Genomic DNA, 22,126 nt, shown 5'->3' with positions numbered 1-22,126 from the left:
CCGTTCATCTGCCGATGTCCCAAATTGGGACACTCGCCGTCGGCCACCAGGGACTAAAACAACGAGATCTGCTCGCCGGCCGACCCGGCGTCGACGAACTCCTCGATGCCGGTGCCGTCAACCACCCGGCCGACGCACGCCATGAAGTCGCGATCGGAGACCGTCGGCACGCCCAGCTCGCGCGCCAGGTAGCCCTTGCCCTGCTCGGGGCGGTCTTCGTTGCAGATCACCAGCGACGTGTGGGCGTCGACGACATCGCTGTAGGCCAGCCCGGCGTGCAGGATGCGTTCGACGAGTTCCTCATGGGTGCGGGTGCACTCCGCCGACAACGCCACCCGCATGCCCTGCACCAGCGGACGTCCCCGCACGTAGCGGCCCGGGTTGAGGTACGCGCACGGCATCCGCGACGCCAGCGCCTTCAGCGGCCGTAGTTCCTCATGGGTGATCCGGCCGTTGGGCCAGCGGCGCCGGGTCACCGGCCGGACCGGCAGCCACACGTCACGCTCCCGGGCGCGTTGCAGGGCGGGCTCCAGCACCCCGGCCAGCACCCGGGCGTCGTCGAGCGCGTCGTGCGCCCGCGTCTGGACGACGCCCCAGTGTGCGGCCAGGGTCTGCAGCCGAAGGTTGGGCAGGCCCAGGTCCAGCCGCCGAGCAAGCTCCAGGGTGCACATCACCGAGTCGACGGGCAGCACGGCGCCGGCCATCTCCGCTTCGGCCGCCAGGAACGTGTAGTCGAAGGCCACGTTGTGGGCCACCAGGGTGCGGCCCGGCAGCAGTGCGACGACCTCGTCGACGACATCGGCGAACTGCGGCTGGCCGGCCAGCATCTCGGCGGTCAGCCCGTGCACATGGGTGGGACCCGGGTCGGTGCCCGGGTTGACCAGGTGCGACACCGCCTGCTCTACCCGGCCGTCGCCGTCGAGAGCCAGCGCGGCGACGCTGAGCACCCGCGCCTGCCCGGGCCGAAATCCCGACGTCTCGACGTCGACCACGACCCAACCGTCGCCGGTTTCGCGGGCCGGGCGGCCCCACCGAGCACTCATGTGATGAGGATGGCACGCAGGGGTGACGAACGCCGGACGCAGCCCAGCCGTGTCGTCAACTTAAACTCACGCCATGATCACCGCCCGCGGACGCCTGGCGCTGGCCGCCGGTGCGAGTGCCCGGTGGGCGTCGCGGGTGACCGGCCGCGGTGCCGGCGCCATGATCGGCGGTCTGATCGCGATGACCCTGGACCGATCGATCCTGCGTCAGCTCGGCGCGGGGCGGCGCACCGCCATCGTCACCGGCACCAACGGCAAGTCGACCACCACCCGCATGCTCGCCGCCGCGCTGAGCGACCTGGGCGCGGTGGCCACCAACTCCGAGGGCGCCAACATGGACGCCGGGCTGGTGGCGGCGCTGGCCGCCGACCGGACCGCGCCACTGGCGGCCCTCGAGGTCGACGAGATGCATGTCCCGCACGTCGCCGATGCGGTATCGCCGGCCGTGGTGGTGCTGCTCAACCTGTCCCGCGATCAGCTGGACCGGGTCGGCGAGATCAATGCCGTGGAGCGCGCGCTGCGCACCGGCCTCGCCCGTCATCCGCAGACGGTGGTGGTCGCCAACTGCGACGACGTGCTGATGACCTCGGCCGCCTACGACTGTCCCAACGTGGTCTGGGTCGCCGCGCGCGCCGGCTGGTCGGGCGACTCGGTCAGTTGCCCGCGTACCGGCGAGGTGATCGACCGCCATGACGACCACTGGCGCTCCACCGGAAGTGAGTTCAGCCGGCCCACGCCGCAGTGGTGGTTCGACGACGACTCGCTCTACGGGCCGGACGGGCTGGTACTGCCGATGCGGCTGGCCCTGCCCGGCACCGTCAACCGCGGCAACGCCGCCCAGGCCGTCGCGGCCGCCGTCGCCCTGGGCGCCGATCCGGTCAAAGCGGTGGCCGCGGTCTCGGCGGTCGACGAGGTGGCCGGCCGCTACCGCAGCGTGCGGGTCGGCGACCACACGGTGCGGATGCTGCTGGCCAAGAACCCGGCCGGCTGGCAGGAAGCCCTGTCGATGGTCGACAAGCACGCCGCCGGGGTGGTGATCGCCGTCAACGGCCAGGTGCCCGACGGTGAGGACTTGTCCTGGCTGTGGGACGTGCGTTTCGAGCACTTCGAAGAGGTGCCGGTGGTGGCGGCCGGCGAGCGCGGAACCGACCTGGCGGTGCGGCTGGGCTACGCCGGTGTGCGGCACACCCTGGTGCACGACACCCTCGCGGCGATCGCGTCCTGCCCACCCGGGCGGGTCGAGGTGGTCGCCAACTACACCGCGTTCCTGCAGTTGCAGCGGAGGTTGGGACCCTCATGAACAGGGCTGATCCGGTGCGGATCGGGCTGGTGCTGCCGGACGTGATGGGCACCTACGGGGACGGCGGCAATGCGGTGGTGCTGCGGCAGCGGCTGCTGCTGCGCGGGATTCCCGCCGAGATCGTCGAGATCACCCTGGCCGAACCGGTGCCCGAGTCCTTGGACCTCTACACCCTGGGCGGCGCCGAGGATTACGCACAGCGACTGGCCACCCGGCATCTGATCACCCACCCGGGCTTGCAGCGCGCGGCGGCGCGGGGCGCGCCCGTGCTGGCGATCTGCGCGGCCATCCAGGTGCTCGGGCACTGGTATGAGACCTCGGCCGGCGAGCGGGTCGACGGAGTCGGGATGCTGGACGTGACCACCTCCCCGCAGGACGTGCGCACCATCGGCGAGGTGGTAGGCACGCCGCTACTGGCCGGGCTGACGCAGCCGTTGACCGGCTTCGAGAACCACCGCGGCGGCACCGTGCTGGGACCATCGGCCACACCGCTGTCGAAGGTGACCAAGGGCGCCGGCAACAGGGCCGGCGACGGCTACGACGGCGCGGTGCAGGGCAGCGTCGTCGCCACCTACCTGCACGGGCCGTGCCTGGCCCGCAACCCGGAACTGGCGGATCTGCTGTTGTCGAAGGTGGTCGGCGACCTGGCGCCCCTGGAGCTGCCGGAAGTGGACGTGCTGCGCGCCGAACGGCTGGCTGCACCCCGGCGGGTCTGACTACGGTCGGACCATGACCGATCAGAGCGCGGTCGCCGAGGCCGCGATTGAAATCTCCCAGCGCCTCTACGATCGCCTGGCCGAGACCATCGGAGTCATCGAAGACCTGGTCGCCAAGGAGTCGCCGGACCTGACCACCGATTCGTCACTGCTGCAGCTGCTGCACGAGACGGTGTCGGCGAACGTCGACGCGTACTTTTCGGCGATCCGGCACAACATCCCGGTAGCCGACATCGCGGCCCCACCGGTTGCGCTGGAGCACGCCCGCCGGCTGGCCCAGCGCGGGGTGCCGGTGAACGCGTTGGTGCGCGGCTACCGGCTGGGCCACTCGGAGGCGCTGCGGCTGGTACTCGAGGAGGTCCGCGCCGCCGAGCTGGAGCCGGACCTGAGCCTGAGTGTGCTGGGCGCGATGTCGACGCTGATGTTCGGCTATATCGACGAGATGTCGCAGCAGGTGGTCGCCGTCTACCAGGCCGAGCGGGAGCGCTGGCTGGAGAGTCGAAATGCGGTGCGCGCGTTGCGGGTCCGCGAGATTCTCGCCGGCGAGAGCAACGACGTCGACGCGATGACGACGGCGATCCGCTACCCGCTGCGGCGCACCCACGTCGCAGTGGTCGTGTGGTATCCGAAAGCCGGCGGCGACAAGCTGGCCGCCGCGGAGGGTTTCATCAAACAGCTCGCCGACACGCTGGCGGTGCACGGTCCGCCGCTGTTCGTCCCGGCCGACAGCGCATGCGGGTGGGCGTGGCTTCCGCTGCCCTCGGCCGCCGGAGGCGACGTGGTGGAACAGATCCGCGCGTGCGCGCTCGCCGCGGACGGCGAGCCCTGGGTGGCGATCGGTGCCCCGCTTCCCGGTGTCGAGGGTTTCCGCCGCTCGCACCAGCAGGCCTTGGCGGCGCACACCCTGGCGGTCTCCTCCGGCGCGACCATGAACCGGGTCAGCGCGGCCGGCGATCCCGGTCTTGGCGCCGCGGCACTGCTCGGCGGCGACAACCTGGCCGCCGCACGGGCCTGGGTCGCCGAGGTGCTCGGCCCGCTGGCCTGCGACACCGAGAGCGACGGCCGGCTGCGCGACACCCTGCGGGTGTTCCTGCGCACCGGGTCCAGCTTCAAGGCGGCCGGCGAGCAACTGCATTTCCATGTCAACACCATGAAGTACCGGGTGCAGCGGGCGATCGAGCGGCGCGGTCGGCCGATCGCCGAGGACCGCCTGGACGTCGAGATCGCCCTGCTGCTGTGCCAGTGGTACGGCGCCGCCGTGTTGTCTTCCGAAGACGAATAGCCGGCCGAATTCCGGCCGCGCGGGACGAGCGACGAGGCTGCCGCGCTACCTAACGTCAGGCACATCCGAAAAACATGGTGTGACCAAGGCGAGAGGTTGAAATGCAATGAGCACCGAAATGGCCAGCGAACCGAAGGTCTGGCAGGACAAGAAACGTCACCTGTGGCTGTTGGGCCTGATCGTGCCCACCATGCTCTTCCTGGTGCTGCCGCTGGTCTGGGCGCTGAACAAGGCCGGCCTGCACACGACGGCGCAAATCCCGCTGTACATCGGGCCGATCCTGCTCTACCTCATCCTGCCGGCGCTGGACCTGTGGATCGGCGCCGACGGGCAGAACCCGCCGGACGAGGTGATGACGGCGCTGGAGAACGACAAGTACTACCGCTACGCCACCTACGCCTACATCCCCTTCCAGTACGCCAGCGCCATCTTCGGTGCCTACCTGTTCACCGCCTCGGACCTGGGCTGGCTCGGCTTCGACGGGTCGCTGGGCTGGCTGGGCAAGATCGGGGTGGCGATGACGACGGCCACCGTGGCCGGGGTCGGCATCAACACCGCCCACGAGCTGGGGCACAAGCGGGAGTCGCTGGAGCGGTGGCTGGCCAAGATCACCCTGGCCCAGGTCTGCTACGGCCACTTCTATGTCGAGCACAACCGCGGCCACCACGTCCGGGTGGCCACCCCGGAAGACCCCGCGTCGGCCCGCTTCGGTGAGACGTTCTGGGAGTTTCTGCCCCGCAGCACTTTCGGCGGCATCCGCTCGGCATGGGAATTGGAGGCCCAGCGGGTCCGCCGGACCGGCAAGAGCCCGTGGAACCCGCGGACCTGGGCGGACAACGACGTGATCAACGCGCTGGCGATGTCGGTGCTGTTCTGGGGCGTGATGCTCGCGGTGTTCGGTGTCGCACTGGTGCCCTACGTGCTGATCAACGCCATCTACGGGTCGTCGCTGCTGGAGTCGGTGAACTACCTGGAGCACTACGGGCTGGTGCGCCAGAAGCAGGGCGGTGAGGGTTCGCAAGGCCGCTACGAGCGCTGCACGCCGCAGCACAGCTGGAACTCCGACCACATGGTCACCAACCTGTTCCTCTACCACCTGCAGCGGCACAGCGACCACCACGCCAACCCCACCCGGCGCTACCAGACCCTGCGCAGCTTCGAGGACTCGCCGAACCTGCCGGCCGGATATGGAGCGCTCATTGGGGTGACCTACTTCCCGCCGGTGTGGCGCAAGCTGATGGACCACCGGGTGCTCGAGCACTACGCCGGTGACATCACCCGGGCCAACATCTCGCCGCGCCGCCGGGAGAAGATCCTGGCCCGCTACCAGGTAGCGGCCTGATGGCCGGGTACGGGTGCCCGGGCTGCGGGTACGTCTACGACGAGGCCGCCGGGGAGCCCCGAGAGGGGTTCCCCGCCGGCACCGGATGGCAGCAGATCCCGGACGACTGGACCTGCCCGGACTGCGCGGTACGCGAAAAGCTGGATTTCGAACCGATAGGAGAGAGCTCATGAACGACTACAAACTGTTCCGGTGCCTGCAGTGCGGCTTCGAGTACGACGAGGCGCTGGGCTGGCCGGAGGACGGTATCGACCCCGGCACCCGCTGGGCCGACATCCCCGAGGACTGGAGCTGCCCGGACTGCGGTGCGGCGAAGGCCGACTTCGAGATGGTGGAAGTGGCCCGGTCGTGAACGGGGTGGTCATCGTCGGGGCGGGCCTGGCGGCGGTACGCACCGCCGAACAGCTTCGCCGCAACGGCTACACGGATCCGATCACCGTCGTCGGCGCCGAAGAGCACCCGCCCTATGACCGTCCGCCGCTGTCCAAGCAGATGCTGCGCGGCGAGGTCGACAGCGTTGCTTTGAAGCCGGCGGGATTCTACGAGGACAACGGCATCGAGTTGCGGCTCGGCTGCCCGGCCCGCGCCGTCGACGTGGCGGCCCACACCGTGACACTGGCCGACGGGGAGGTCCTGGGCTACGACCAGCTGGTGATCGCCACCGGCTTGGTGCCCAACCGCATCCCGGCGTTCGGCGACCTGGACGGCATCTGCGTGCTGCGCTCGCTCGACGACTGCGTGGCGCTGCAGTACCGGGCCGCGAAGGCGCGCCGGGCCGTGGTGATCGGCGCCGGTTTCATCGGGTGCGAGGTCGCGGCCAGCCTGCGCGGCCTGGGAGTGCAGGTGGTGCTGGTGGAGCCGCAACCCACCCCGCTGGCGTCCGTGCTGGGCGAGCAGGCCGGGGCGTTGATCGCCCGGCTGCACCGGGATGAGGGTGTCGATGTGCGTACCGGTGTGGCGGTGGATTCCGTCTCCGGCGGTGAACGCGTCGAGGCGGTGACGCTGGCCGACGGGTCGGTCATCGAGGCCGACCTGGTGGTGGTGGGCATCGGGTCGCGCCCGGCCACCGACTGGCTGGCCGGCAGCCACGTCGACGTGGCTGATGGCGTGGTCTGCGACGCGGTCGGACGCACCAGCGCCCCGGACGTCTGGGCGATCGGCGACGTGGCGTCCTGGCGGGACGCGACCGGGGCGCAGGTCCGCGTCGAGCACTGGAGCAACGTCGCCGACCAGGCGAAGACCCTGGTGGCGGCGATGCTGAACTCCGAAGCGGTGGTCAGTCCGGCCGTGCCCTACTTCTGGAGCGACCAGTACGACATCAAGATCCAGTGCCTGGGCCGGCCGAGATCCGGCGACACCGTGCACCTGGTCGACGATGACGGCCGCCGATTCCTGGCCTACTACGAGCGCGACGGGGTATTGATCGCGGTGGTGGGCGCAGGCATCCCGGAGAAGGTCCGGACGGCCCGCGCCGGCATCGCCGCGGGTGTGCCGATCTCCGACGTCCTGCAGCCGGCCTAACGCCGCGAGATCGCATCCACGCAGGGAAAGTTCGAGAAGGTTCCTGCGTGAGTGCGATCTCGCGGTAAAGGAATCAGGCCATGGCGCGGCGGCCGGTGAAAGCCCGGCCCAAGGTCAGCTCGTCAGCGAATTCCAGGTCACCGCCCATCGGCAGGCCGGACGCCAGGCGGGTCACCGAGAGACCGGGGATGTCGCGCAGCACCCGCACCAGGTACGTAGCGGTGGCCTCACCCTCGGTGTTGGGGTCGGTGGCGATGATCACCTCACTGACGTCGACGCCGTCAATCCGCTCCCCGACCCGGTTCAGCAGCTCACGCACCCGCAGCTGCTCGGGACCGATTCCCGACAAGGGATCCAGCGCGCCGCCGAGCACGTGGTAGCGGCCGCGGAACTCCCGGGTGCGCTCGATGGCGGCGACGTCCTTGGGCTCCTCTACGACGCAGATCTGGGCGAAGTCACGCCGCGGATCCCCGCAGATCCGGCAACGCTGCGCGTCGGCGACGTTGCCGCACACCTCACAGAACTGCACTCCGTCGCGGACCTTGGTGAGCACCGCGGTGAGCCGGTCGATCTCCGGCGGCTCCACCGACAGCAGGTGAAACGCGATCCGCTGGGCGCTCTTGGGGCCGATGCCCGGCAGCTTGCCCAGCTCGTCGATCAGGTCCTGAACCGGACCCTCAAACACCTAGGCTCCCGGCATGCCGAGCGCGCCGCCCATGCCGCCGGCCAGCGGCGAGAGCCGCTGCTGGGCCAGCGTGTGCGCCTTCTTCGAGGCGTCCGCGAGCGCTCCCACGAGCAGGTCCTGCAGTGTCTCGATGTCCTGCGGGTCGACGACCTTCGGGTCGATGTGCACCGCGAGCACCTCGCCGCTGCCGTTGGAGGTGACCTTGACCAGGCCGTTTCCGGCCTCCCCGTGCACCTCGGTGACGGCCAGCTCCTGCTGTGCCTGCAGCAGTCGCTGCTGCATCTGCTGCGCCTGGGCCAGCAGCGCCGACATGTCGGGCGGGCCTCCTGGTTGCATGACACTCCCCTTGCGTTGTCGTGTGCGTTGTCGTGTGCGTTGTCTCGACTGGGTTGCGGCTTGGTTTCAGCTCCAAGACCCGGTGCGTGTGAGAATCCCAGCGTAGTCGGCCTCGGCCTACGTTGGCGGTGTGCGCGTACCAGTTCTTGTCCGTGTCGGTATCGCGATCACCATCGGCCTGGTGGTGGCCGCCGCGGTGCCGAGCGCCCCGCTGGCTCCCTTGGCCTGGGCCGGTCCGGCCAGTATCGCCGGCATGATCGTGTTCCTCGACCCCGGCCACAGCGGCGCGGGTGACCCGGCTGCCCTGTCACGTCAGGTGCCCAACGGCCGGGGCGGCACCAAGAACTGCCAGACCAGCGGCACCGCGACCAACTCCGGCTATCCCGAGCACAGCTTCGCCTGGGACACCACGCTGCGGATCCGCCAGGCCCTCAACTCCGCCGGGGTCCGCACCGCGATGTCGCGCGGTGACGACAACGGGCCGGCGCCGTGCGTCGACGCCCGCGCCGCGGCGGCCAATGCGCTGCACCCCAACGCCATCGTGTCCATCCATGCCGACGGCGGGCAGCCCGCCGGCCGCGGATTCCACGTCAACTACTCGGCACCGCCGCTCAACCCGGCCCAGGAGGGCCCCGCGGTACGGTTCGCCCAGATCATGCGCAGCCAATTGCAGGCCGCCGGCATTCCCCCAGCCAATTACATCGGCACCGACGGCTTGAAGGGACGCGCCGACCTCGCCGGGCTGAACCTGGCCGAATATCCGTCGGTCCTGGTCGAGCTGGGCAACATGAAAAACGCCACCGATGCAGCCCTGATGGAGAGCCCAGCGGGCCGGCAGCGCTACGCCGACGCCGTCGCACGCGGCATCGCCAGCTTCCTGAGCAGTCAAACGCAACTGCCCTGAACCGCCACGCCGTTGCGTGCAGATCCGCCGATCCCCCGTTAGCGTGGGAGGTGATGTCCGTTCGGCCGGCCGATACACCGACATCCCACGCGCGGGGGGTGCAGCGACTGCTGGACAGCTACCGGAACATCCCCGCCGACGAATCGGTCCGGCTGGCCAAGCCCACCTCCAACCTGTTTCGGGCGCGCGCGAAGCGCCAGGCGCCCGGTCTGGACACCTCGGGCCTGGTCAGCGTCCTCGCCGTCGACCCGGAGAACGGCACCGCCGACGTCGACGGCATGTGCACCTACGAGGACCTGGTCGCCGCCACCCTCCCCTACGGTTTGGCACCGTTGGTGGTCCCGCAGCTCAAGACGATCACGGTGGGCGGCGCGGTCAGCGGCTTGGGAATCGAGTCGGCGTCGTTCCGCAACGGGCTTCCCCATGAGTCGGTGCTGGAGATGGACGTGCTTACCGGCGCGGGCGAACTGCTGACCGTGTCGCGGCACCAGCATGCTGATCTGTTCCATGCATTTCCGAATTCTTATGGCACGCTGGGATATTCGACACGACTCCGGATCGAGCTGGAAGCCGTCAAACCGTTCGTCGCGTTGCGGCACGTCCGCTTCGACTCCCTAGACGAGCTGGTTTCGACGATGGACCGCATCATCGACACCGGCGGGCTCGAAGGCGTTCCGGTGGACTACCTCGACGGGGTGGTGTTCAGCCCCCGGGAGAGCTACCTGTGCGTCGGCATCGCGACCGACTCCCCCGGCGCCGTCAGCGACTACACCGGCCAGCAGATCTACTACCGCTCGATCCGGCACGCGCACGGGATCAAAGACGACCGGCTGACCATCCACGACTACCTGTGGCGCTGGGACACCGACTGGTTCTGGTGCTCGCGCGCGTTCGGGGCGCAGCGTCCCCTGGTGCGACGCTGGTGGCCGCGACGCTACCGGCGCAGCAGCGTCTACTCGAAGCTGATCGCCTACGACCAGCGGTTCGCCATCGCCGACCGGATCGAGAAGCGACACCACCGCCCGCCACGTGAGCGGGTGGTGCAGGACATCGAGGTCCCCCTGGAGCGCTGCCGGGAATTTCTGGACTGGTTCTTCGCCCACGTGCCGATCGAGCCGGTGTGGTTGTGCCCGCTGCGGCTGCGCAGCGATGAGGAGTGGCCGCTGTACCCGATCCGGCCCAACCGCACCTACGTCAACGTGGGGTTCTGGTCGTCGGTCCCGGCCGGCGCCACCGAGGGCGCCACCAATCGCCTGATCGAGGCCAAGGTGAGCGAGCTCGACGGCCACAAGTCGCTGTACTCCGACTCCTACTACACCGCCGCGGAGTTTGACGAGCTCTACGGCGGTGAAACCTACCGAGCGATCAAGAAGACCTACGACCCCGACTCGCGACTACTGGATCTCTACGCCAAGGCGGTGCGACGACGATGACGATCGACAGCGAGCAGGTCCGCACTCCGACCGGCCGATTGAGCCTGGCCCAGGTGCTGGAGACCCTGGCCACCGACGGGCACCTGCCGCTGCGCTTCACCGCCTATGACGGCAGCAGCACCGGCCCCGACGACGCGCCCCTGGGCCTGGACCTGTTGACCCCGCGCGGCACCACCTATCTGGCCACCGCTCCGGGCGACCTGGGTATGGCCCGCGCCTACATCGCCGGGGACCTGGGGGTGCATGGCGTACACCCCGGGGATCCCTACCTGCTGCTCAAGGCGCTGGCCGACGAGCTGCACTTCAAACGGCCCTCGCCGCGAGTGCTGGCCAACATCGTGCGCTCGATCGGAATCGAGCACCTGGTGCCGATCGCCCCGCCGCCCCAAGAGGCACTCCCCCGGTGGCGACGCATCGCGGAAGGGTTACGGCACAGCAAGTCTCGGGATGCCGAGGCGATTCATCACCACTACGACGTGTCCAACGACTTCTACGAATGGGTCTTGGGCCCGTCGATGACCTACACCTGCGCGGTCTACCCGGACCCGGATGCGACGCTGGAGCAGGCCCAGGAGAACAAGTACCGGCTGATCTTCGACAAGCTGGGGTTGTGCCCCGGCGACCTGCTGCTCGACGTCGGCTGCGGCTGGGGCGGCATGGTGCGCTACGCGGCGCGGCACGGGGTGCGCGCCATCGGTGCGACGCTGTCGGCCGAGCAGGCCCGGTGGGCGCAGCGCGCGATCGCCTCCGAGGGGTTGGCCGACCGGGCCGAGGTGCGCCACTGCGATTACCGCGACGTCGGCGAATCCGGCTTCGACGCGGTCTCCTCGATCGGGATGACGGAGCACATCGGCGTGGCCAACTACCCCGCCTATTTCGGTTTCCTCAAGTCCAGGCTGCGTCCCGGCGGCCTGCTGCTCAACCACTGCATCACCCGGGCGGACAACAAATCCGGTGCGACCGCAGGCGATTTCATCGATCGCTATGTGTTTCCCGACGGGGAGCTGGCTGGCTCAGGCCGCATCATCAGCGAGATCCAGGACGCCGGCCTGGAGGTGCTGCACACCGAGAACCTGCGCAACCACTACGAGCTGACCCTGCGCGATTGGTGCGCCAACCTGGTGGCGCACTGGGACGACGCCGTCGCCGAGGTCGGGCTGGCCACCGCCAAGGTGTGGGGCCTGTACATGGCGGGCTCCCGGTTGGGCTTCGAGCACAACGGGATTCAGCTTCATCATGCGCTGGCGGTCAACGGCTCCGACGGGGCCGGCCTGCCGCTGCGGCCGTGGTGGCGGCCCTAGCCGGTAGCGGTTACTGGCGGCGCGCGAAGGCCGGCGCCCGCTCCGGCCGCACCCCCACACCGACCAGATAGGCCGGAATCGCCGACAGCCAGGGAAACATCGCGACCAGGGTGCCCACACTCGCCGGCGGGCTGAGGTTCTTGCCGTTCAAGATCGGGTTCAGCGCTCGGTGCGCCAGTCGCTGGACGGACTGGGTGACGACGGTGGGCAGCTGTCGACGCCGTTGCACGGCGGCCAGGTCACGAGGGGTCACCCGGCCTTGCCGCAGCGGCTCGGCCAGGAGGGTCGCCGCGGCCACTGCATCCTGCACCGCCAGATTGATGCCGACACCACCCGCCGGCGACATGGCGTGTGCGGCGTCTCCGATGCACAACAGCCCGTCAATACTCCAGTGCCGCAACCGGTTCACCCGGACATCGAGGTGTTTGACGTCGTCCATGCTCCGCAGCGCCTGCACCGAATCCGCGGCTTCCGGAATGAGCTCGACCACGTCACGGCGGAACGCCTCGATACCGCGCGCTCGCCTGTCCGCGTCGGTGCCCTTGCGCCCCAGATAGGCGACCTGAAAATAACTGTCGCGCGGAATCATGATCGCGGCCCGCCCCGGCCCCAGTCGGGGCAACAGGGTGGGCTGGGCGGCGCGGTCGTTCGGCAGGCGGAACCACCAGACATCGAAGTTCACCGGAAACTCGCGTGAGTGCAAGCCGGCCTCGTGCCGCGCGACCGACCAGCGCCCGTCGCAGGCCACCGTGAGATCGGCACGCAGTTCGCCGGTGCCGTCGGTGTCGCGGTAACGCACTCCGGCCACCCGACCGTCCTCGTGCAGCAGCCCGGTGACTTCGGTCTGCATCCGCAAGGTGAACGTCGGCTCGGTCTGCGCGGATTCGGCAAGCAGGTTGAGCAGGTCCCACTGCGGCACCATCGCAACGTAGGGGTGCGGCTGGCGCCGCAACCGGCCGAAGTCGACCACGGTGACGTCGCGCCCGGCCACATCCAGGCTGACCTGGTGGATCTCGCTGTGCGACAACGTCGCAAAGCGCTCCCAGAGCCCGAGCTCGTCGAGGAGTCGCAGCGTGGTGGGATGCACGGTGTCGCCACGGAAGTCGCGCAGGAAGTCGGCGTGCTTCTCCAGCAGGGTCACCCGCACGCCGGCCCGCGCCAGCAACAACCCAAGCACCATGCCTGCGGGTCCACCACCGACGATCGCGCAGGTGGTCGTTTCGGTCATATCGCCCATTGGGGTGCCACGTTACCCGGGTTTGAGGTGCCGCCCGGGCGGTTACCCGCATCTGAACAAGGGGGGGTAACTCATGACGGCTAAAACACTCATCAGAAGCACGAACACCACCACGAACGGCAAGCTGGGGCTAGCTGAGATTCTGGTGCTACTGGCCGGCGGGGGGCAGCCACCGCTGAAGATCTCTGCCTACGACGGCAGCAGTGCCGGCCCCGATGACGCAGAACTAGGAGTCGATCTGCTGAATCCGCGCGCCACCGCGTATCTGGCCACCTCACTGGGCCAACTCGGCATAGCCCGGGCCTACGTCTCGGGTGACCTGGAACTGCGTGGTGTCCATCCGGGAAATCCCTACGAGGTGCTCAACGCCATGGCGGACCTCGAATTCAAGCACCCGTCGCCGCGCGATATGGCCAACATCGTCCGCTCCATCGGGCTGAGGAATCTCAAGCCGATCGCTCCGCCTCCGGAGGAGGCGCCACCTAAATGGCGACGCACCGCCAGCGGGCTGCGGCACAGCAAGTCTCGGGACGCGGACGCGATTCATCACCACTACGACGTGTCGAACACCTTCTACGAGTGGGTGCTGGGTCCGTCGATGACCTACACCTGCGCCATCTACCCGACCGCCGACGCGACGCTGGAAGAAGCCCAGGAGAACAAGTACCGGCTGATCTTCGACAAGCTGCGCCTGAAGCCCGGAGATCGCCTGCTTGACGTCGGCTGCGGCTGGGGCGGCATGGTGCGCTACGCCGCGCGCCGCGGGGTGCACGCGCTCGGCGCCACCCTGGCTGCAGAGCAGGTCGCCTGGGCGCAGCAGGCGATCGCCGATGAAGGGCTCTCCGAGTTCGCTGAAGTCCGGCACTGCGACTACCGGGACGTGCGAGAGACCGAGTTCGACGCCGTCTCTTCGATCGGAATGACTGAGCACATCGGGGTGAAGAACTACCCGTCCTACTTCCGTTTCCTCAAATCGAAACTGCGCACCGGTGGTCTGCTGCTCAACCACTGCATCACAACGGCGGACAATTCGATCTACAAGGGCGACCCATTCACCGACCGGTACGTCTTCCCCGACGGCGAGATCACCGGGGTGGGAACCATCACCGCCGAGATCCAGCAGACCGGTCTCGAGGTCCTGCACGAGGAGGACTTCCGGCTCCACTACGCCAAGACGCTGCGCGGCTGGTGCCAGAACCTGGTGGACCACTGGGACGAGGCCGTCGCCGAAGTCGGCCTGGGCCGCGCCAAGGTGTGGGGACTGTACATGGCGGCGGCGGTAATCGGCTTCGAGCGCAACCAATGTCAGTTACACCACGTGCTGGCCGGCAACGTCGACAAGCAGGGTGGGGATGGGGGCCTGCCGCTGCGGCCCTGGTGGACCCCCTAGAAAAAGCAGTCTTCAGTCGCCGCTGATCCGGCGGGCGCCCAGCTCGTTCTGCAACAACTCCAGGGCCACTTCTTCGGGGTCGCGGCGAGGCGGGGCGTCGGCGCCCGCGGCGGCGGCCTCGGCCAGCATGGCCTCCTCGTCGGCGCGCCGCGCCGATTCCACATCGGCCTGAGCGGGCGCAGCCGGGCGGCCCGCTTCCGGGGATGGTCCGCCGGCCTCGCAACGCACCCGCCAGTTGACCCCGAGGGCATCCTTGAGCGCCTCGGTGATGACGTCGGCGTTGCGCGGTTCGGAGAGTCGCCTGGCCAGTGCGGCCGTTTCGTGGGTCAGCACCAGGGTGTTGCCGTCCACCGTGCGCACGGTCGCGCCGGCCAGCATCGCCTCGGTGGAGCGGCTGCGCTGACGTACCTTGTCCCGCACCGTGGTCCACATCGCGCGCACGGCGGCGGCGTCGGGTTCCCCCGGGCTGACTGCGGCAGCGGGTGCGGGCGGCGCGGGCTCGGGCTCGGGCTGCGGTGCAGGGGCCGGCGCGGGTGGCGGAGCGGGTTCGGGCTCGGGCACCGCCGCGGCGGGTGCCGACACCGGCTCGGGCGCGGGGGCAGCGGCGGGCACCGGCGGCGGCTCGGGCGCGGGCTCAGCTGCCCGCGCAGAGCGGCGGGTGAACTGCTTGCCGGCCGACGCGGCTGGTGCTGCCGGCGCGACGCCGGCGGCAGCAGACGGCGCGCCCTGGGACGCCGCAGCCCCGGTCCGCACTGTCCCCGCCGGGATCGACATGTCCAGCCGGCCCTCGATGCGCTCGACCCGTTGCAGCAGTGCGGCTTCGGTGTCGGCGGCCGAGGGCAACAGCAGCCGGGCGCACACCACCTCCAGCAGCAGCCGCGGGGCGGTCGCCCCCCGCATCTCGCCGACGCCGGCGTGCACCACCTCGGCGTAGCGGGCCAGGGTGGCCGGACCGAGCCGGGCAGCCTGCTCGTGCATCCGCTCCAGCATGTCCTCCGGCGCGTCGACCACACCCTTGGCGACCGCGTCGGGGACCGCCTGCAGCACGATCAGGTCCCGGAACCGCTCCAGCAGGTCGATGGCGAACCGGCGCGGGTCATGGCCGGCGTCGACGACGGCCTCCACGGCTCCGAACAGCGATGCGGCATCCCCGGCGGCCAGGGCGTCGACCGCCTCGTCGATCAGGGCGACATCGGTGGCCCCCAGCAGGCCCAGCGCCCGCTGGTAGCGGACGTGGCTGATGTCGGGGGTGCCGGGCATTGGCTCCGAGCCGGCCAGCAGCTGGTCAAGCACGGAGAGGGTGTCGCGCGGCGAACCGCCACCGGCACGAATCACCAGGGGGTACACCGCGTCGTCGACGGCGACGTGCTCCTGCTCGCAGATCCGGCCGATCAGCTCCCGCATGGTCCGCGGCGCGAGCAGCCGGAACGGATAGTGGTGGGTGCGCGACCGAATGGTCGGCAGCACCTTCTCCGGCTCGGTGGTGGCGAACACGAAGATCAGGTGGTCGGGCGGCTCCTCGACGATCTTGAGCAGCGCGTTGAAACCCGCGGTGGTCACCATGTGCGCTTCGTCGATGATGAAGATCCGGTAGCGCGACTGGGCGGGCGCATAGAAGGCGCGATCCCGCAGATCGCGGGTGTCGTCGACGCCACCGTGGCTGGCCGCGTCGAGCTCGACGACGTCGATGCTGCCCGGCCCGTTGGGGGCCAACGCCACGCACGAGTCGCAGGTTCCGCACGGCGTAGGGGTCGGCCCCTGCGCGCAGTTCAGCGATCGGGCCAGGATGCGCGCCGACGACGTCTTGCCGCAGCCGCGGGGCCCGGAGAACAGGTAGGCGTGGTTGATCCGGCCCGCCGCCAAGGCGGTGCACAGGGGTTCGGTGACGTGCTCCTGCCCCACCACTTCGGCGAAGGTTGCCGGACGGTATTTGCGGTAGAGCGCCACGCCAGCAGGTTACTTGCTCGGCCCGACGACGGTGCAGGCCCGGCAGGCACAGCGCTACACCTTGGGGCGCAGATACCCCAGCGTGTTCCACATGGGGCTGACGTCACGCCAGTTCAGCGTCACGAACAACCGGCCGCCGGAGTTCTGTTCGGCGATCTCATACCGCAGCAGGCTGCCGCTGCCACGAACGGCCGTCACCACCCCGGCGTGCCCGTGCTCGCTGACAAACCCCCCGGGGCCGTAGACCACGACGTCCCCGACCCGCGGCTCGTTGAGCCCACCGTCGAACGGCACCTGGTCGAAGAACTGCGCCAGACCGTTGGTGGGGAAATGCTCGTAGAGATCGAAGGCGTTGCCGCTGGGATCTCTGTTCCGCCACGGACCCAGCGCCTGTATGTAGCGCTGCACGAGCGGATAACACTGGCCGTCGCCGTACATCACGGGATTTCCCAGCGCGCCGTCGGCGGCGTCGCGGCGGAAGACGTCGAGTTCTTCGGCGGCCCTCGGTGGCAGCGACTCGCCGCCGTCGGGTCCGATGTCAACGACCGGCACCGGGTGCGGGTCGACCGGCGGACCCGGCAACGCGTGCGCCGCCGGTACCGGGCCCAGCATGAGGAAAGCTGCCGCCACCGCCGTGCGGCCCCAGACGCCCGTCATGTCAGCCCAGCAGGTGCTCAGCGGCGGCCAGTAGCGCACAGGTGGCCAGGCCGTCGACGGCGTTGCGCAGATCGTCCAGCGACGGGAACGACGGGGCGATCCGGATGTTCTTGTCGTCGGGGTCCTTGCGGTACGGGAACGACGCACCGGCCTCGGTGACCGCGATGCCGGCGTCCTTGGCCAGCGCGACGGTGCGGCGCGCGGTGCCCGGCCAGACGTCCAGGCTGATGAAGTAGCCGCCCTTGGGGTCGGTCCACGACGCGATCTTGGACTCGCCGAGCCGGTTCTCCAGGATCTCGGCGGCCAGCTCGAACTTGGGCGCCAGGATCTCCTGGTGGCGGCGCATGTGCAGCCGCACGCCGTCAGCGTCGCCGAAGAACCGCAGGTGGCGCAGCTGGTTGACCTTGTCCGGGCCGATCGACTTCTTGCCGGCGTACTGCAGGTACCAGGCGATGTTGCCCAGCGAGCCGCCGAAGAAGCTGACACCGGCGCCGGCGAAGGTGATCTTGGAGGTGGAGGCGAACACGTAGGGCCGGTTCGGGTTGCCCGCGGCCGCGGCGAGCCCGAGCACATCGATCTGATGGGGGAACTCGCTGGTCAGGGTGTGCACCGCGTAGGCGTTGTCCCAGAACAGCCGGAAGTCGGGTGCGGCGGTCTTCATCTGCACCAGCCGGCGCACGGTCTCCCAGGAGTAGGTGATGCCCGTCGGGTTGCCGAACACCGGCACGGTCCACATGCCTTTGATGGCCGGGTCTGCGGCGACGAGCTCCTCGATCAGGTCGACGTCCGGGCCGTCCTCGCGCATCGGGACCGAGATCATCTCGATGCCCAGGGTCTCGGTGATCGCGAAGTGCCGGTCATAGCCGGGCACCGGGCACAGGAACTTGACGACCGGCTCCGCCCCCCACGGCCGCGGCGAGTCCACGCCGCCGTGCAGCATCGAGTAGACGACGACGTCGTGCATGAACTCCAAGCTGGCGTTGTTGCCGGCGATCAGGTTGGGCACCGCGATGCCGAGCAGCTCCCCGAAGAGGGACCGCAGCTCGGGCAGACCGTGCAGGCCGCCGTAGTTGCGGGTGTCGGTGCCGTCGTCGCCGCGGTAGTCGTCCGGGCCGGGCAGGGCCAACAGGCCGTTGGCCAGGTCGAGCTGCTCGGGCGCCGGCTTGCCGCGGGTGAGGTCCAGGGACAGCTTCTTGGCCTGCAGCTCGGCGTAATCCCGCTGGTAGCGCTCATATTGCGCGGTCAGGTCGGCACGGTTGAGGGTATGCAGCGACACTATGGTCCCTTTCAAGCGCCGATCAGCCGGCGAAGGCCCGACATATAAGGGGACCCCGCGCACCCGCCAGAGCCCATTGACCCTTGCTGCCTTCCGGCCCTGGGGGAGTTCACAGGATGGACGCCGCGCGGGGTCCGCAGGTGAGTCTAGCGGTGTTTACAGGCGCGGCGAAGCCGGGCGGGAAGAGCAGTGCGCGGGCCCGGCAGGGGACTCAGCTACCATTGCCGACGGAGGATTCGCCTAGTGGCCTATGGCGCTCGCCTGGAACGCGGGTTGGGTTAATAGCCCTCAGGGGTTCAAATCCCCTATCCTCCGCACCCGATTCAGGTGCGGCCGGACCGAAAAGATCAAGGTCCGGTCGCACCTGAATCACTAGCTGACGAGCATGGGAGGTGGCGTGAGTCGTACCGTCGCCACGGTTTGGCACGCGTCGCTCTCGACCCTCGCCGCCATCCTGTACTTCCTCTTTGTCCTGCCGCGGTGGTGGGAGCTGACCGGCTTCAGCCCGCATGTGCTGGGCACCGTGATGCGGGTCATCCTCGGGCTGCTGGTCGGGGCAACGGCCCTGCCGGTGGCAGCGGTGTTGAAGCAGGCCCGCAAGCCCGAGTACGGCACCCCGCAGTTGGCGCTGTCGCTGCTGACCGGCTCGATCGTGGCGCACCTGGTGGCCGGAGCGTTGATCGTCGGGACCGCGGTGAGTGAGATCTGGTTGTCGCTGGACAGCTTCGGCATGTGGCTGTTCGGGATCTACGGGGCCGCGGCCGCGATCGCCCTGCTGGGGATCGGCGCGTTCTACCTGGCGTTCGTCGCCGAAATGCCGCCGCCACCGCCCAAACCGATCAAGCCCAAGGCCGAAAAGCAGCCCAAGCAACGGCGTCGGTGGGGCAAGAAGTCCGGCGACGCGAAGGCCGAGGACTCCGAAGGCTCCGAGGCCGACGATGAGTCCGAAGAGGAAGAGACCGTCGACGCTGACGACGCTGACGCCACCGAAGCCGACGACGCCGACGCCGAGACCGAAGCCGCGGAGATCGACGAGTCGGCGGGCGAAGAGGCGGGCGAGCCGGCATCGACCGCCGACGACAAGCTGCGCCCGTCCGGCAAGCGCCGGGCGAAAAAGGGCCAGTAAGCCCAACCCGGCCCGACTAGCCTGTGCGCTATGGCCGAGAACCTCGGTGCGTTCGCGGATGCGGCGCGCGCGCGTGAAGAGGCGCTCGCGAACCGGCTGGCGGCATCGGTAGCGGCCGACAACGAATTCCAGACGATCCTGCGGCAGGCCGTGCAGAACAACGTGAGTTCACGGCAGCGCCTCGACGCCATCGAGGCCGAGATCCGTCAGTCGGCGGCCACCTGGCCGGGCCTGGACACCCCTGCCGGTTCCCGCCAGTTCCAGCGATTCCTGACCGCCAAGACCCGCGAGATCCACCGGGTGGTCTCCGACGCCGTCGCCGACAGCCGGCACCGGGCTCAGCTGGTGCAGACCCTGACCAGCCACTACCGGCTCGGCAGCGGTGAGGACGGCCAGGACCCGCATATCCGGCTGGTGGACAACACGATTCCGGCTGACGGTCAGCAGCCGCACGATCCCACCATCGCCGGCGTGGGCAGCCCGCCGATGCCGGAGAAGCAGGACGGTTCGCCCTACGACCTGGGCGCGACGATCCCGGGCACCGGCATCGTCATCACCGGCGACCCCGAGACCGGCCACCCCCGCCTGCACATCCCCGGCAAACCCGATATCGACAACCCGTTCCCCGTCGACGAGGGATTCCGGGCACTGCCGACCGGCACCGCGGTGGGCCCCGACGGTCAGCAATACGCGTTCTACAGTGTGCGGCCCTACGGGCCCGGCACCTCACCGGACAACTACATCGCGCCGGAGTCGCGGGTACAGAATCTGGCCGATCCGGCAACGGATTTGGGACCGCTGCTGGGCACCCCGCTCGGCTCGGACACCAAGGTGGGCATCTCCCAGGCCAGCGGCGTCTACGACCCGGCATCCGGAACCATGATCATCGTCGGGAACGTCGGTCAGGACGGTCAGCGCGCCCTGTGGCAGTCGGCTCCGGTCGCCGCCGGTGACCCACCCAATGCGTGGATGAACAGCCTGCACGAGGTCGGCACCTTCAGCAATCTCGGTCCCGCCGATCGGGAGAATCAGATCGTGGCCCTACCCCAGGGCGGGTATCTGTTGACCAGCGCGAGCGACGGCGGGCAGATCGTGGGCGTCACCGCGGGCAGCCCGCAGGGCCTGCTCCAGGCTCCTGCACAGGACCTCACCGGCCCCGGGTTCATCCCGAGCCCCGGAAATCAGCCGGCCGTCCCGTACGGGCCGAGCATCGTCAACGTCGAGACGCTGCCCAACGGGCAGGAGCAGGTCACCATGCGGGTCAGCACGTGGCCGACGCCGCAGGGCTGGCCGGTCGGGCCGGATGCGCCACCGCCGCCCTATCACCCGCGGACCTACACGACCACCTTCAACATCAACCCGTAGCGCAGGCTGGGTGTAGAAGGGGTCAGAACGCCGAGCTGCCCGACGGGCTCAGCACGAACCCGTGATGCCCCAGCGAGGTGTCCAGGCAGGCGACGAGCTGGTCGGTGCCCACCGCACAGGTGACGTTGCCGTACGACAGCTTCTGCCCGACGCCCAAGAAGGCTCCGTTGGAGAATTGCCGGCCGCAACCGGTCGATTCGCGGTTCAGCCGCAGGCCCGCCGCGCCCTGGGAGCGCACGGTCCCGATCACGCAGCCACCCGGCACCGGGGCGCCCGAGCCGAGCGGCGCGTTGGCCAAGCCCGGCATGTCACCGTCGCACATGATGGCCTGCGACGACCCCGCCGGCGGGTCGATGGCGTCGAATTGGCAGGCCACGTTGTAGGGCGTGGAGAAGTTCACCCAGCGCCCCGGCCCCTTGGGGCCTGTCGAGATGTAGTTGTCCACCGGAACCGCGGTGAAGTCGTCAAAGTTGGGAAACCCCGCTGGTTGAGCGCCCGCGGGCGATCCCGGAGCCCCGAGGAGCAGGCCGCCCGCCGCGCCGGCGACGAGCAGAACCCGCATGACTCGACGGATGGAACCGTTCATCGGTCTCCTGTTACGGCTTGGGGGCCCAGTCCCACACCGACATGTCGTCGCGCGGGTACTGGCTGCAGGCCTCGGTCGACTTGGCGACCACGCCCTTGTTGTTGAAGAAGATCTTGGCGTGGTTGGGCCACGACACCGTCAGCGGGTCGGCGAAGTTGGTCGCCAGCTCCTCGGAGTAGGCCCGGCGCTGCTCGGGGTTGAGCGAGAAGAACCAGTGCATCTTGTCGATGGCGGCCTGCTGCACCTGCACCGGCTTGTTGTGCATGTCGATCATGTAGCGCTCGTAGTAGATCGGCGACAGGTCGCGACTGGCGGCCAGCATCTGCTCGGCACTGCAGTCGGTGCGGATCACGCGACGCGGGATCGGGAAGTCGTCGGTCGCGTCGGCGGAGGCGGTGGCGGGCAACAGCACCGCGGCCACGGCTGCGCCCACGGCGGCAGCGGTCACGACGATGCCCCGCAGAATCGGGCGGTGCGTACGCATGGAACCCACTGTAGCCATTCCCCGGGCCCTTTCACTCTGTCCGTTTTTTCGACGCCAAACCCGCCGGTGAGACCGCTGAGCCGGGTGAAGCAGGTGAGGCGAATGGGCCGGCAATCGGCCCGACTCGCCATCCGAACTCAGTAAGCAATGCTACATAACTTTAGTCATGCTACCTAATTGTTTTCTGGCCTCTGA

At 69.3% G+C, this 22,126-nt stretch carries 22 protein-coding genes, 1 tRNA gene and 1 other RNA gene; 14 read left to right on the top strand and 10 right to left on the bottom strand.

The window, feature by feature from the left end; all coding sequences use genetic code 11:
* Positions 1-53 precede the first annotated feature (53 nt).
* Positions 54-1,043, bottom strand: coding sequence for a DEDDh family exonuclease (locus ABW16_RS13935; RefSeq protein ID WP_047319783.1), 990 nt, complete (start codon positions 1,041-1,043; stop codon positions 54-56).
* Between the two features lie 73 nt (positions 1,044-1,116).
* On the opposite strand from ABW16_RS13935, the gene ABW16_RS13930 reads away from it, so the two are divergent.
* From ABW16_RS13930 to ABW16_RS13900, 7 genes are all read left to right on the top strand, one after another.
* Entirely contained in the window at positions 1,117-2,343 is a 1,227-nt protein-coding gene (locus ABW16_RS13930) for a Mur ligase family protein (protein WP_047319782.1), read from the top strand.
* Positions 2,340-3,059, top strand: coding sequence for a type 1 glutamine amidotransferase (locus tag ABW16_RS13925; RefSeq protein ID WP_047319781.1), 720 nt, complete (start codon positions 2,340-2,342; stop codon positions 3,057-3,059). The genes ABW16_RS13930 and ABW16_RS13925 overlap by 4 nt, the downstream gene beginning before the upstream one ends.
* Positions 3,060-3,072: 13 nt before the next feature.
* On the top strand, positions 3,073-4,341 hold the full coding sequence (locus tag ABW16_RS13920) for a PucR family transcriptional regulator (protein WP_047319780.1): 1,269 nt from the start codon (positions 3,073-3,075) through the stop codon (positions 4,339-4,341).
* Between the two features lie 106 nt (positions 4,342-4,447).
* The gene (locus ABW16_RS13915) at positions 4,448-5,683 is read left to right on the top strand and encodes an alkane 1-monooxygenase (protein ID WP_047319779.1); all 1,236 of its coding nucleotides are present in this window, start codon (positions 4,448-4,450) and stop codon (positions 5,681-5,683) included.
* Positions 5,683-5,856, top strand: coding sequence for a rubredoxin (locus ABW16_RS13910; RefSeq protein WP_047319778.1), 174 nt, complete (start codon positions 5,683-5,685; stop codon positions 5,854-5,856). Before ABW16_RS13915 ends, ABW16_RS13910 begins: the two co-directional genes overlap by 1 nt.
* Complete coding sequence (locus ABW16_RS13905) at positions 5,853-6,035, top strand: rubredoxin (protein ID WP_047319777.1); 183 nt, start codon at positions 5,853-5,855, stop codon at positions 6,033-6,035. Before ABW16_RS13910 ends, ABW16_RS13905 begins: the two co-directional genes overlap by 4 nt.
* Positions 6,032-7,204, top strand: a complete 1,173-nt coding sequence (locus ABW16_RS13900) for an NAD(P)/FAD-dependent oxidoreductase (protein ID WP_082134114.1) — start codon at positions 6,032-6,034, stop codon at positions 7,202-7,204. The genes ABW16_RS13905 and ABW16_RS13900 overlap by 4 nt, the downstream gene beginning before the upstream one ends.
* A gap of 73 nt (positions 7,205-7,277) precedes the next feature.
* Here ABW16_RS13900 and recR read toward each other — a convergent pair whose 3' ends face one another.
* Positions 7,278-7,889 carry a recombination mediator RecR gene (recR, locus tag ABW16_RS13895; RefSeq protein ID WP_047319776.1) on the bottom strand — a complete coding sequence of 204 codons (612 nt, stop codon included), beginning with the start codon at positions 7,887-7,889 and terminating at the stop codon, positions 7,278-7,280.
* Positions 7,890-8,225 (bottom strand): YbaB/EbfC family nucleoid-associated protein, encoded by a 336-nt coding sequence (locus ABW16_RS13890; RefSeq protein ID WP_047319775.1) that lies wholly within the window; start codon positions 8,223-8,225, stop codon positions 7,890-7,892.
* A gap of 130 nt (positions 8,226-8,355) precedes the next feature.
* Here ABW16_RS13890 and ABW16_RS13885 point away from each other — a divergent pair, with 130 nt between their 5' ends.
* Genes ABW16_RS13885 through ABW16_RS13875 form a run of 3 tightly spaced genes read left to right on the top strand, consistent with a single transcriptional unit; the run spans position 8,356 to position 11,863 of the window.
* Positions 8,356-9,129, top strand: coding sequence for an Rv3717 family N-acetylmuramoyl-L-alanine amidase (locus ABW16_RS13885; protein WP_109519601.1), 774 nt, complete (start codon positions 8,356-8,358; stop codon positions 9,127-9,129).
* 53 nt (positions 9,130-9,182) lie between these two features.
* On the top strand, positions 9,183-10,562 hold the full coding sequence (locus ABW16_RS13880) for an FAD-binding oxidoreductase (RefSeq protein WP_047319774.1): 1,380 nt from the start codon (positions 9,183-9,185) through the stop codon (positions 10,560-10,562).
* Positions 10,559-11,863, top strand: coding sequence for a class I SAM-dependent methyltransferase (locus ABW16_RS13875; RefSeq protein ID WP_047319773.1), 1,305 nt, complete (start codon positions 10,559-10,561; stop codon positions 11,861-11,863). Before ABW16_RS13880 ends, ABW16_RS13875 begins: the two co-directional genes overlap by 4 nt.
* Positions 11,864-11,873: 10 nt before the next feature.
* Here the strand turns inward: ABW16_RS13875 and ABW16_RS13870 are convergent, their stop codons facing one another.
* Positions 11,874-13,091, bottom strand: coding sequence for an FAD-dependent oxidoreductase (locus tag ABW16_RS13870; protein ID WP_082134113.1), 1,218 nt, complete (start codon positions 13,089-13,091; stop codon positions 11,874-11,876).
* 82 nt (positions 13,092-13,173) lie between these two features.
* Here ABW16_RS13870 and ABW16_RS13865 point away from each other — a divergent pair, with 82 nt between their 5' ends.
* Positions 13,174-14,490: a class I SAM-dependent methyltransferase gene (locus ABW16_RS13865; RefSeq protein ID WP_047319772.1), complete on the top strand. Its 1,317-nt coding sequence runs from the start codon at positions 13,174-13,176 to the stop codon at positions 14,488-14,490.
* A gap of 12 nt (positions 14,491-14,502) precedes the next feature.
* Here ABW16_RS13865 and ABW16_RS13860 read toward each other — a convergent pair whose 3' ends face one another.
* From ABW16_RS13860 to ffs, 4 genes are all read right to left on the bottom strand, one after another.
* Positions 14,503-16,437 (bottom strand): DNA polymerase III subunits gamma/tau, encoded by a 1,935-nt coding sequence (locus ABW16_RS13860; RefSeq protein WP_047319771.1) that lies wholly within the window; start codon positions 16,435-16,437, stop codon positions 14,503-14,505.
* Positions 16,438-16,491: 54 nt separating this feature from the next.
* The gene (locus ABW16_RS13855; protein WP_047319770.1) at positions 16,492-17,094 is read right to left on the bottom strand and encodes a CHAP domain-containing protein; all 603 of its coding nucleotides are present in this window, start codon (positions 17,092-17,094) and stop codon (positions 16,492-16,494) included.
* A 1-nt stretch (position 17,095) separates the two neighbouring features.
* Positions 17,096-18,370 carry an aminotransferase class I/II-fold pyridoxal phosphate-dependent enzyme gene (locus ABW16_RS13850; RefSeq protein WP_047319769.1) on the bottom strand — a complete coding sequence of 425 codons (1,275 nt, stop codon included), beginning with the start codon at positions 18,368-18,370 and terminating at the stop codon, positions 17,096-17,098.
* A gap of 44 nt (positions 18,371-18,414) precedes the next feature.
* An RNA gene (gene ffs / locus ABW16_RS24400) (signal recognition particle sRNA small type) lies at positions 18,415-18,509 on the bottom strand.
* Positions 18,510-18,599: 90 nt separating this feature from the next.
* Between ffs and ABW16_RS13845 the strand changes: the two genes are divergently transcribed.
* From ABW16_RS13845 to ABW16_RS23910, 3 genes are all read left to right on the top strand, one after another.
* Positions 18,600-18,685, top strand: a tRNA-Ser gene (locus ABW16_RS13845).
* Between the two features lie 82 nt (positions 18,686-18,767).
* On the top strand, positions 18,768-19,496 hold the full coding sequence (locus ABW16_RS13840) for a hypothetical protein (protein ID WP_047319768.1): 729 nt from the start codon (positions 18,768-18,770) through the stop codon (positions 19,494-19,496).
* 30 nt (positions 19,497-19,526) lie between these two features.
* Positions 19,527-20,861 carry a DUF4226 domain-containing protein gene (locus tag ABW16_RS23910; protein WP_052956911.1) on the top strand — a complete coding sequence of 445 codons (1,335 nt, stop codon included), beginning with the start codon at positions 19,527-19,529 and terminating at the stop codon, positions 20,859-20,861.
* 22 nt (positions 20,862-20,883) lie between these two features.
* Here ABW16_RS23910 and ABW16_RS13825 read toward each other — a convergent pair whose 3' ends face one another.
* The gene (locus ABW16_RS13825) at positions 20,884-21,447 is read right to left on the bottom strand and encodes a hypothetical protein (RefSeq protein WP_052956910.1); all 564 of its coding nucleotides are present in this window, start codon (positions 21,445-21,447) and stop codon (positions 20,884-20,886) included.
* A 10-nt stretch (positions 21,448-21,457) separates the two neighbouring features.
* On the bottom strand, positions 21,458-21,931 hold the full coding sequence (locus ABW16_RS13820) for a DUF5078 domain-containing protein (RefSeq protein WP_047319766.1): 474 nt from the start codon (positions 21,929-21,931) through the stop codon (positions 21,458-21,460).
* Positions 21,932-22,126: the final 195 nt, after the last annotated feature.

The organism is Mycolicibacter heraklionensis (genome assembly GCF_001021505.1).
In the GTDB taxonomy this organism is placed as follows: domain Bacteria; phylum Actinomycetota; class Actinomycetes; order Mycobacteriales; family Mycobacteriaceae; genus Mycobacterium; species Mycobacterium heraklionense.
The sequence above is the reverse complement of the archived record's forward strand: the minus strand, read 5'-3'. Positions and strand labels throughout refer to the sequence as shown.

Coding starts and splice junctions, on each gene's coding strand:
- ABW16_RS13935 (WP_047319783.1), bottom strand. CDS start 1,043: ATGAGTGCTCGGTGGGGCCGCCCGGCCCGCGAAACCGGCGACGGTTGG.
- ABW16_RS13930 (WP_047319782.1), top strand. CDS start 1,117: ATGATCACCGCCCGCGGACGCCTGGCGCTGGCCGCCGGTGCGAGTGCC.
- ABW16_RS13925 (WP_047319781.1), top strand. CDS start 2,340: ATGAACAGGGCTGATCCGGTGCGGATCGGGCTGGTGCTGCCGGACGTG.
- ABW16_RS13920 (WP_047319780.1), top strand. CDS start 3,073: ATGACCGATCAGAGCGCGGTCGCCGAGGCCGCGATTGAAATCTCCCAG.
- ABW16_RS13915 (WP_047319779.1), top strand. CDS start 4,448: ATGAGCACCGAAATGGCCAGCGAACCGAAGGTCTGGCAGGACAAGAAA.
- ABW16_RS13910 (WP_047319778.1), top strand. CDS start 5,683: ATGGCCGGGTACGGGTGCCCGGGCTGCGGGTACGTCTACGACGAGGCC.
- ABW16_RS13905 (WP_047319777.1), top strand. CDS start 5,853: ATGAACGACTACAAACTGTTCCGGTGCCTGCAGTGCGGCTTCGAGTAC.
- ABW16_RS13890 (WP_047319775.1), bottom strand. CDS start 8,225: ATGCAACCAGGAGGCCCGCCCGACATGTCGGCGCTGCTGGCCCAGGCG.
- ABW16_RS13880 (WP_047319774.1), top strand. CDS start 9,183: ATGTCCGTTCGGCCGGCCGATACACCGACATCCCACGCGCGGGGGGTG.
- ABW16_RS13875 (WP_047319773.1), top strand. CDS start 10,559: ATGACGATCGACAGCGAGCAGGTCCGCACTCCGACCGGCCGATTGAGC.
- ABW16_RS13870 (WP_082134113.1), bottom strand. CDS start 13,091: ATGACCGAAACGACCACCTGCGCGATCGTCGGTGGTGGACCCGCAGGC.
- ABW16_RS13865 (WP_047319772.1), top strand. CDS start 13,174: ATGACGGCTAAAACACTCATCAGAAGCACGAACACCACCACGAACGGC.
- ABW16_RS13855 (WP_047319770.1), bottom strand. CDS start 17,094: ATGACGGGCGTCTGGGGCCGCACGGCGGTGGCGGCAGCTTTCCTCATG.
- ABW16_RS23910 (WP_052956911.1), top strand. CDS start 19,527: ATGGCCGAGAACCTCGGTGCGTTCGCGGATGCGGCGCGCGCGCGTGAA.
- ABW16_RS13825 (WP_052956910.1), bottom strand. CDS start 21,447: ATGAACGGTTCCATCCGTCGAGTCATGCGGGTTCTGCTCGTCGCCGGC.
- ABW16_RS13820 (WP_047319766.1), bottom strand. CDS start 21,931: ATGCGTACGCACCGCCCGATTCTGCGGGGCATCGTCGTGACCGCTGCC.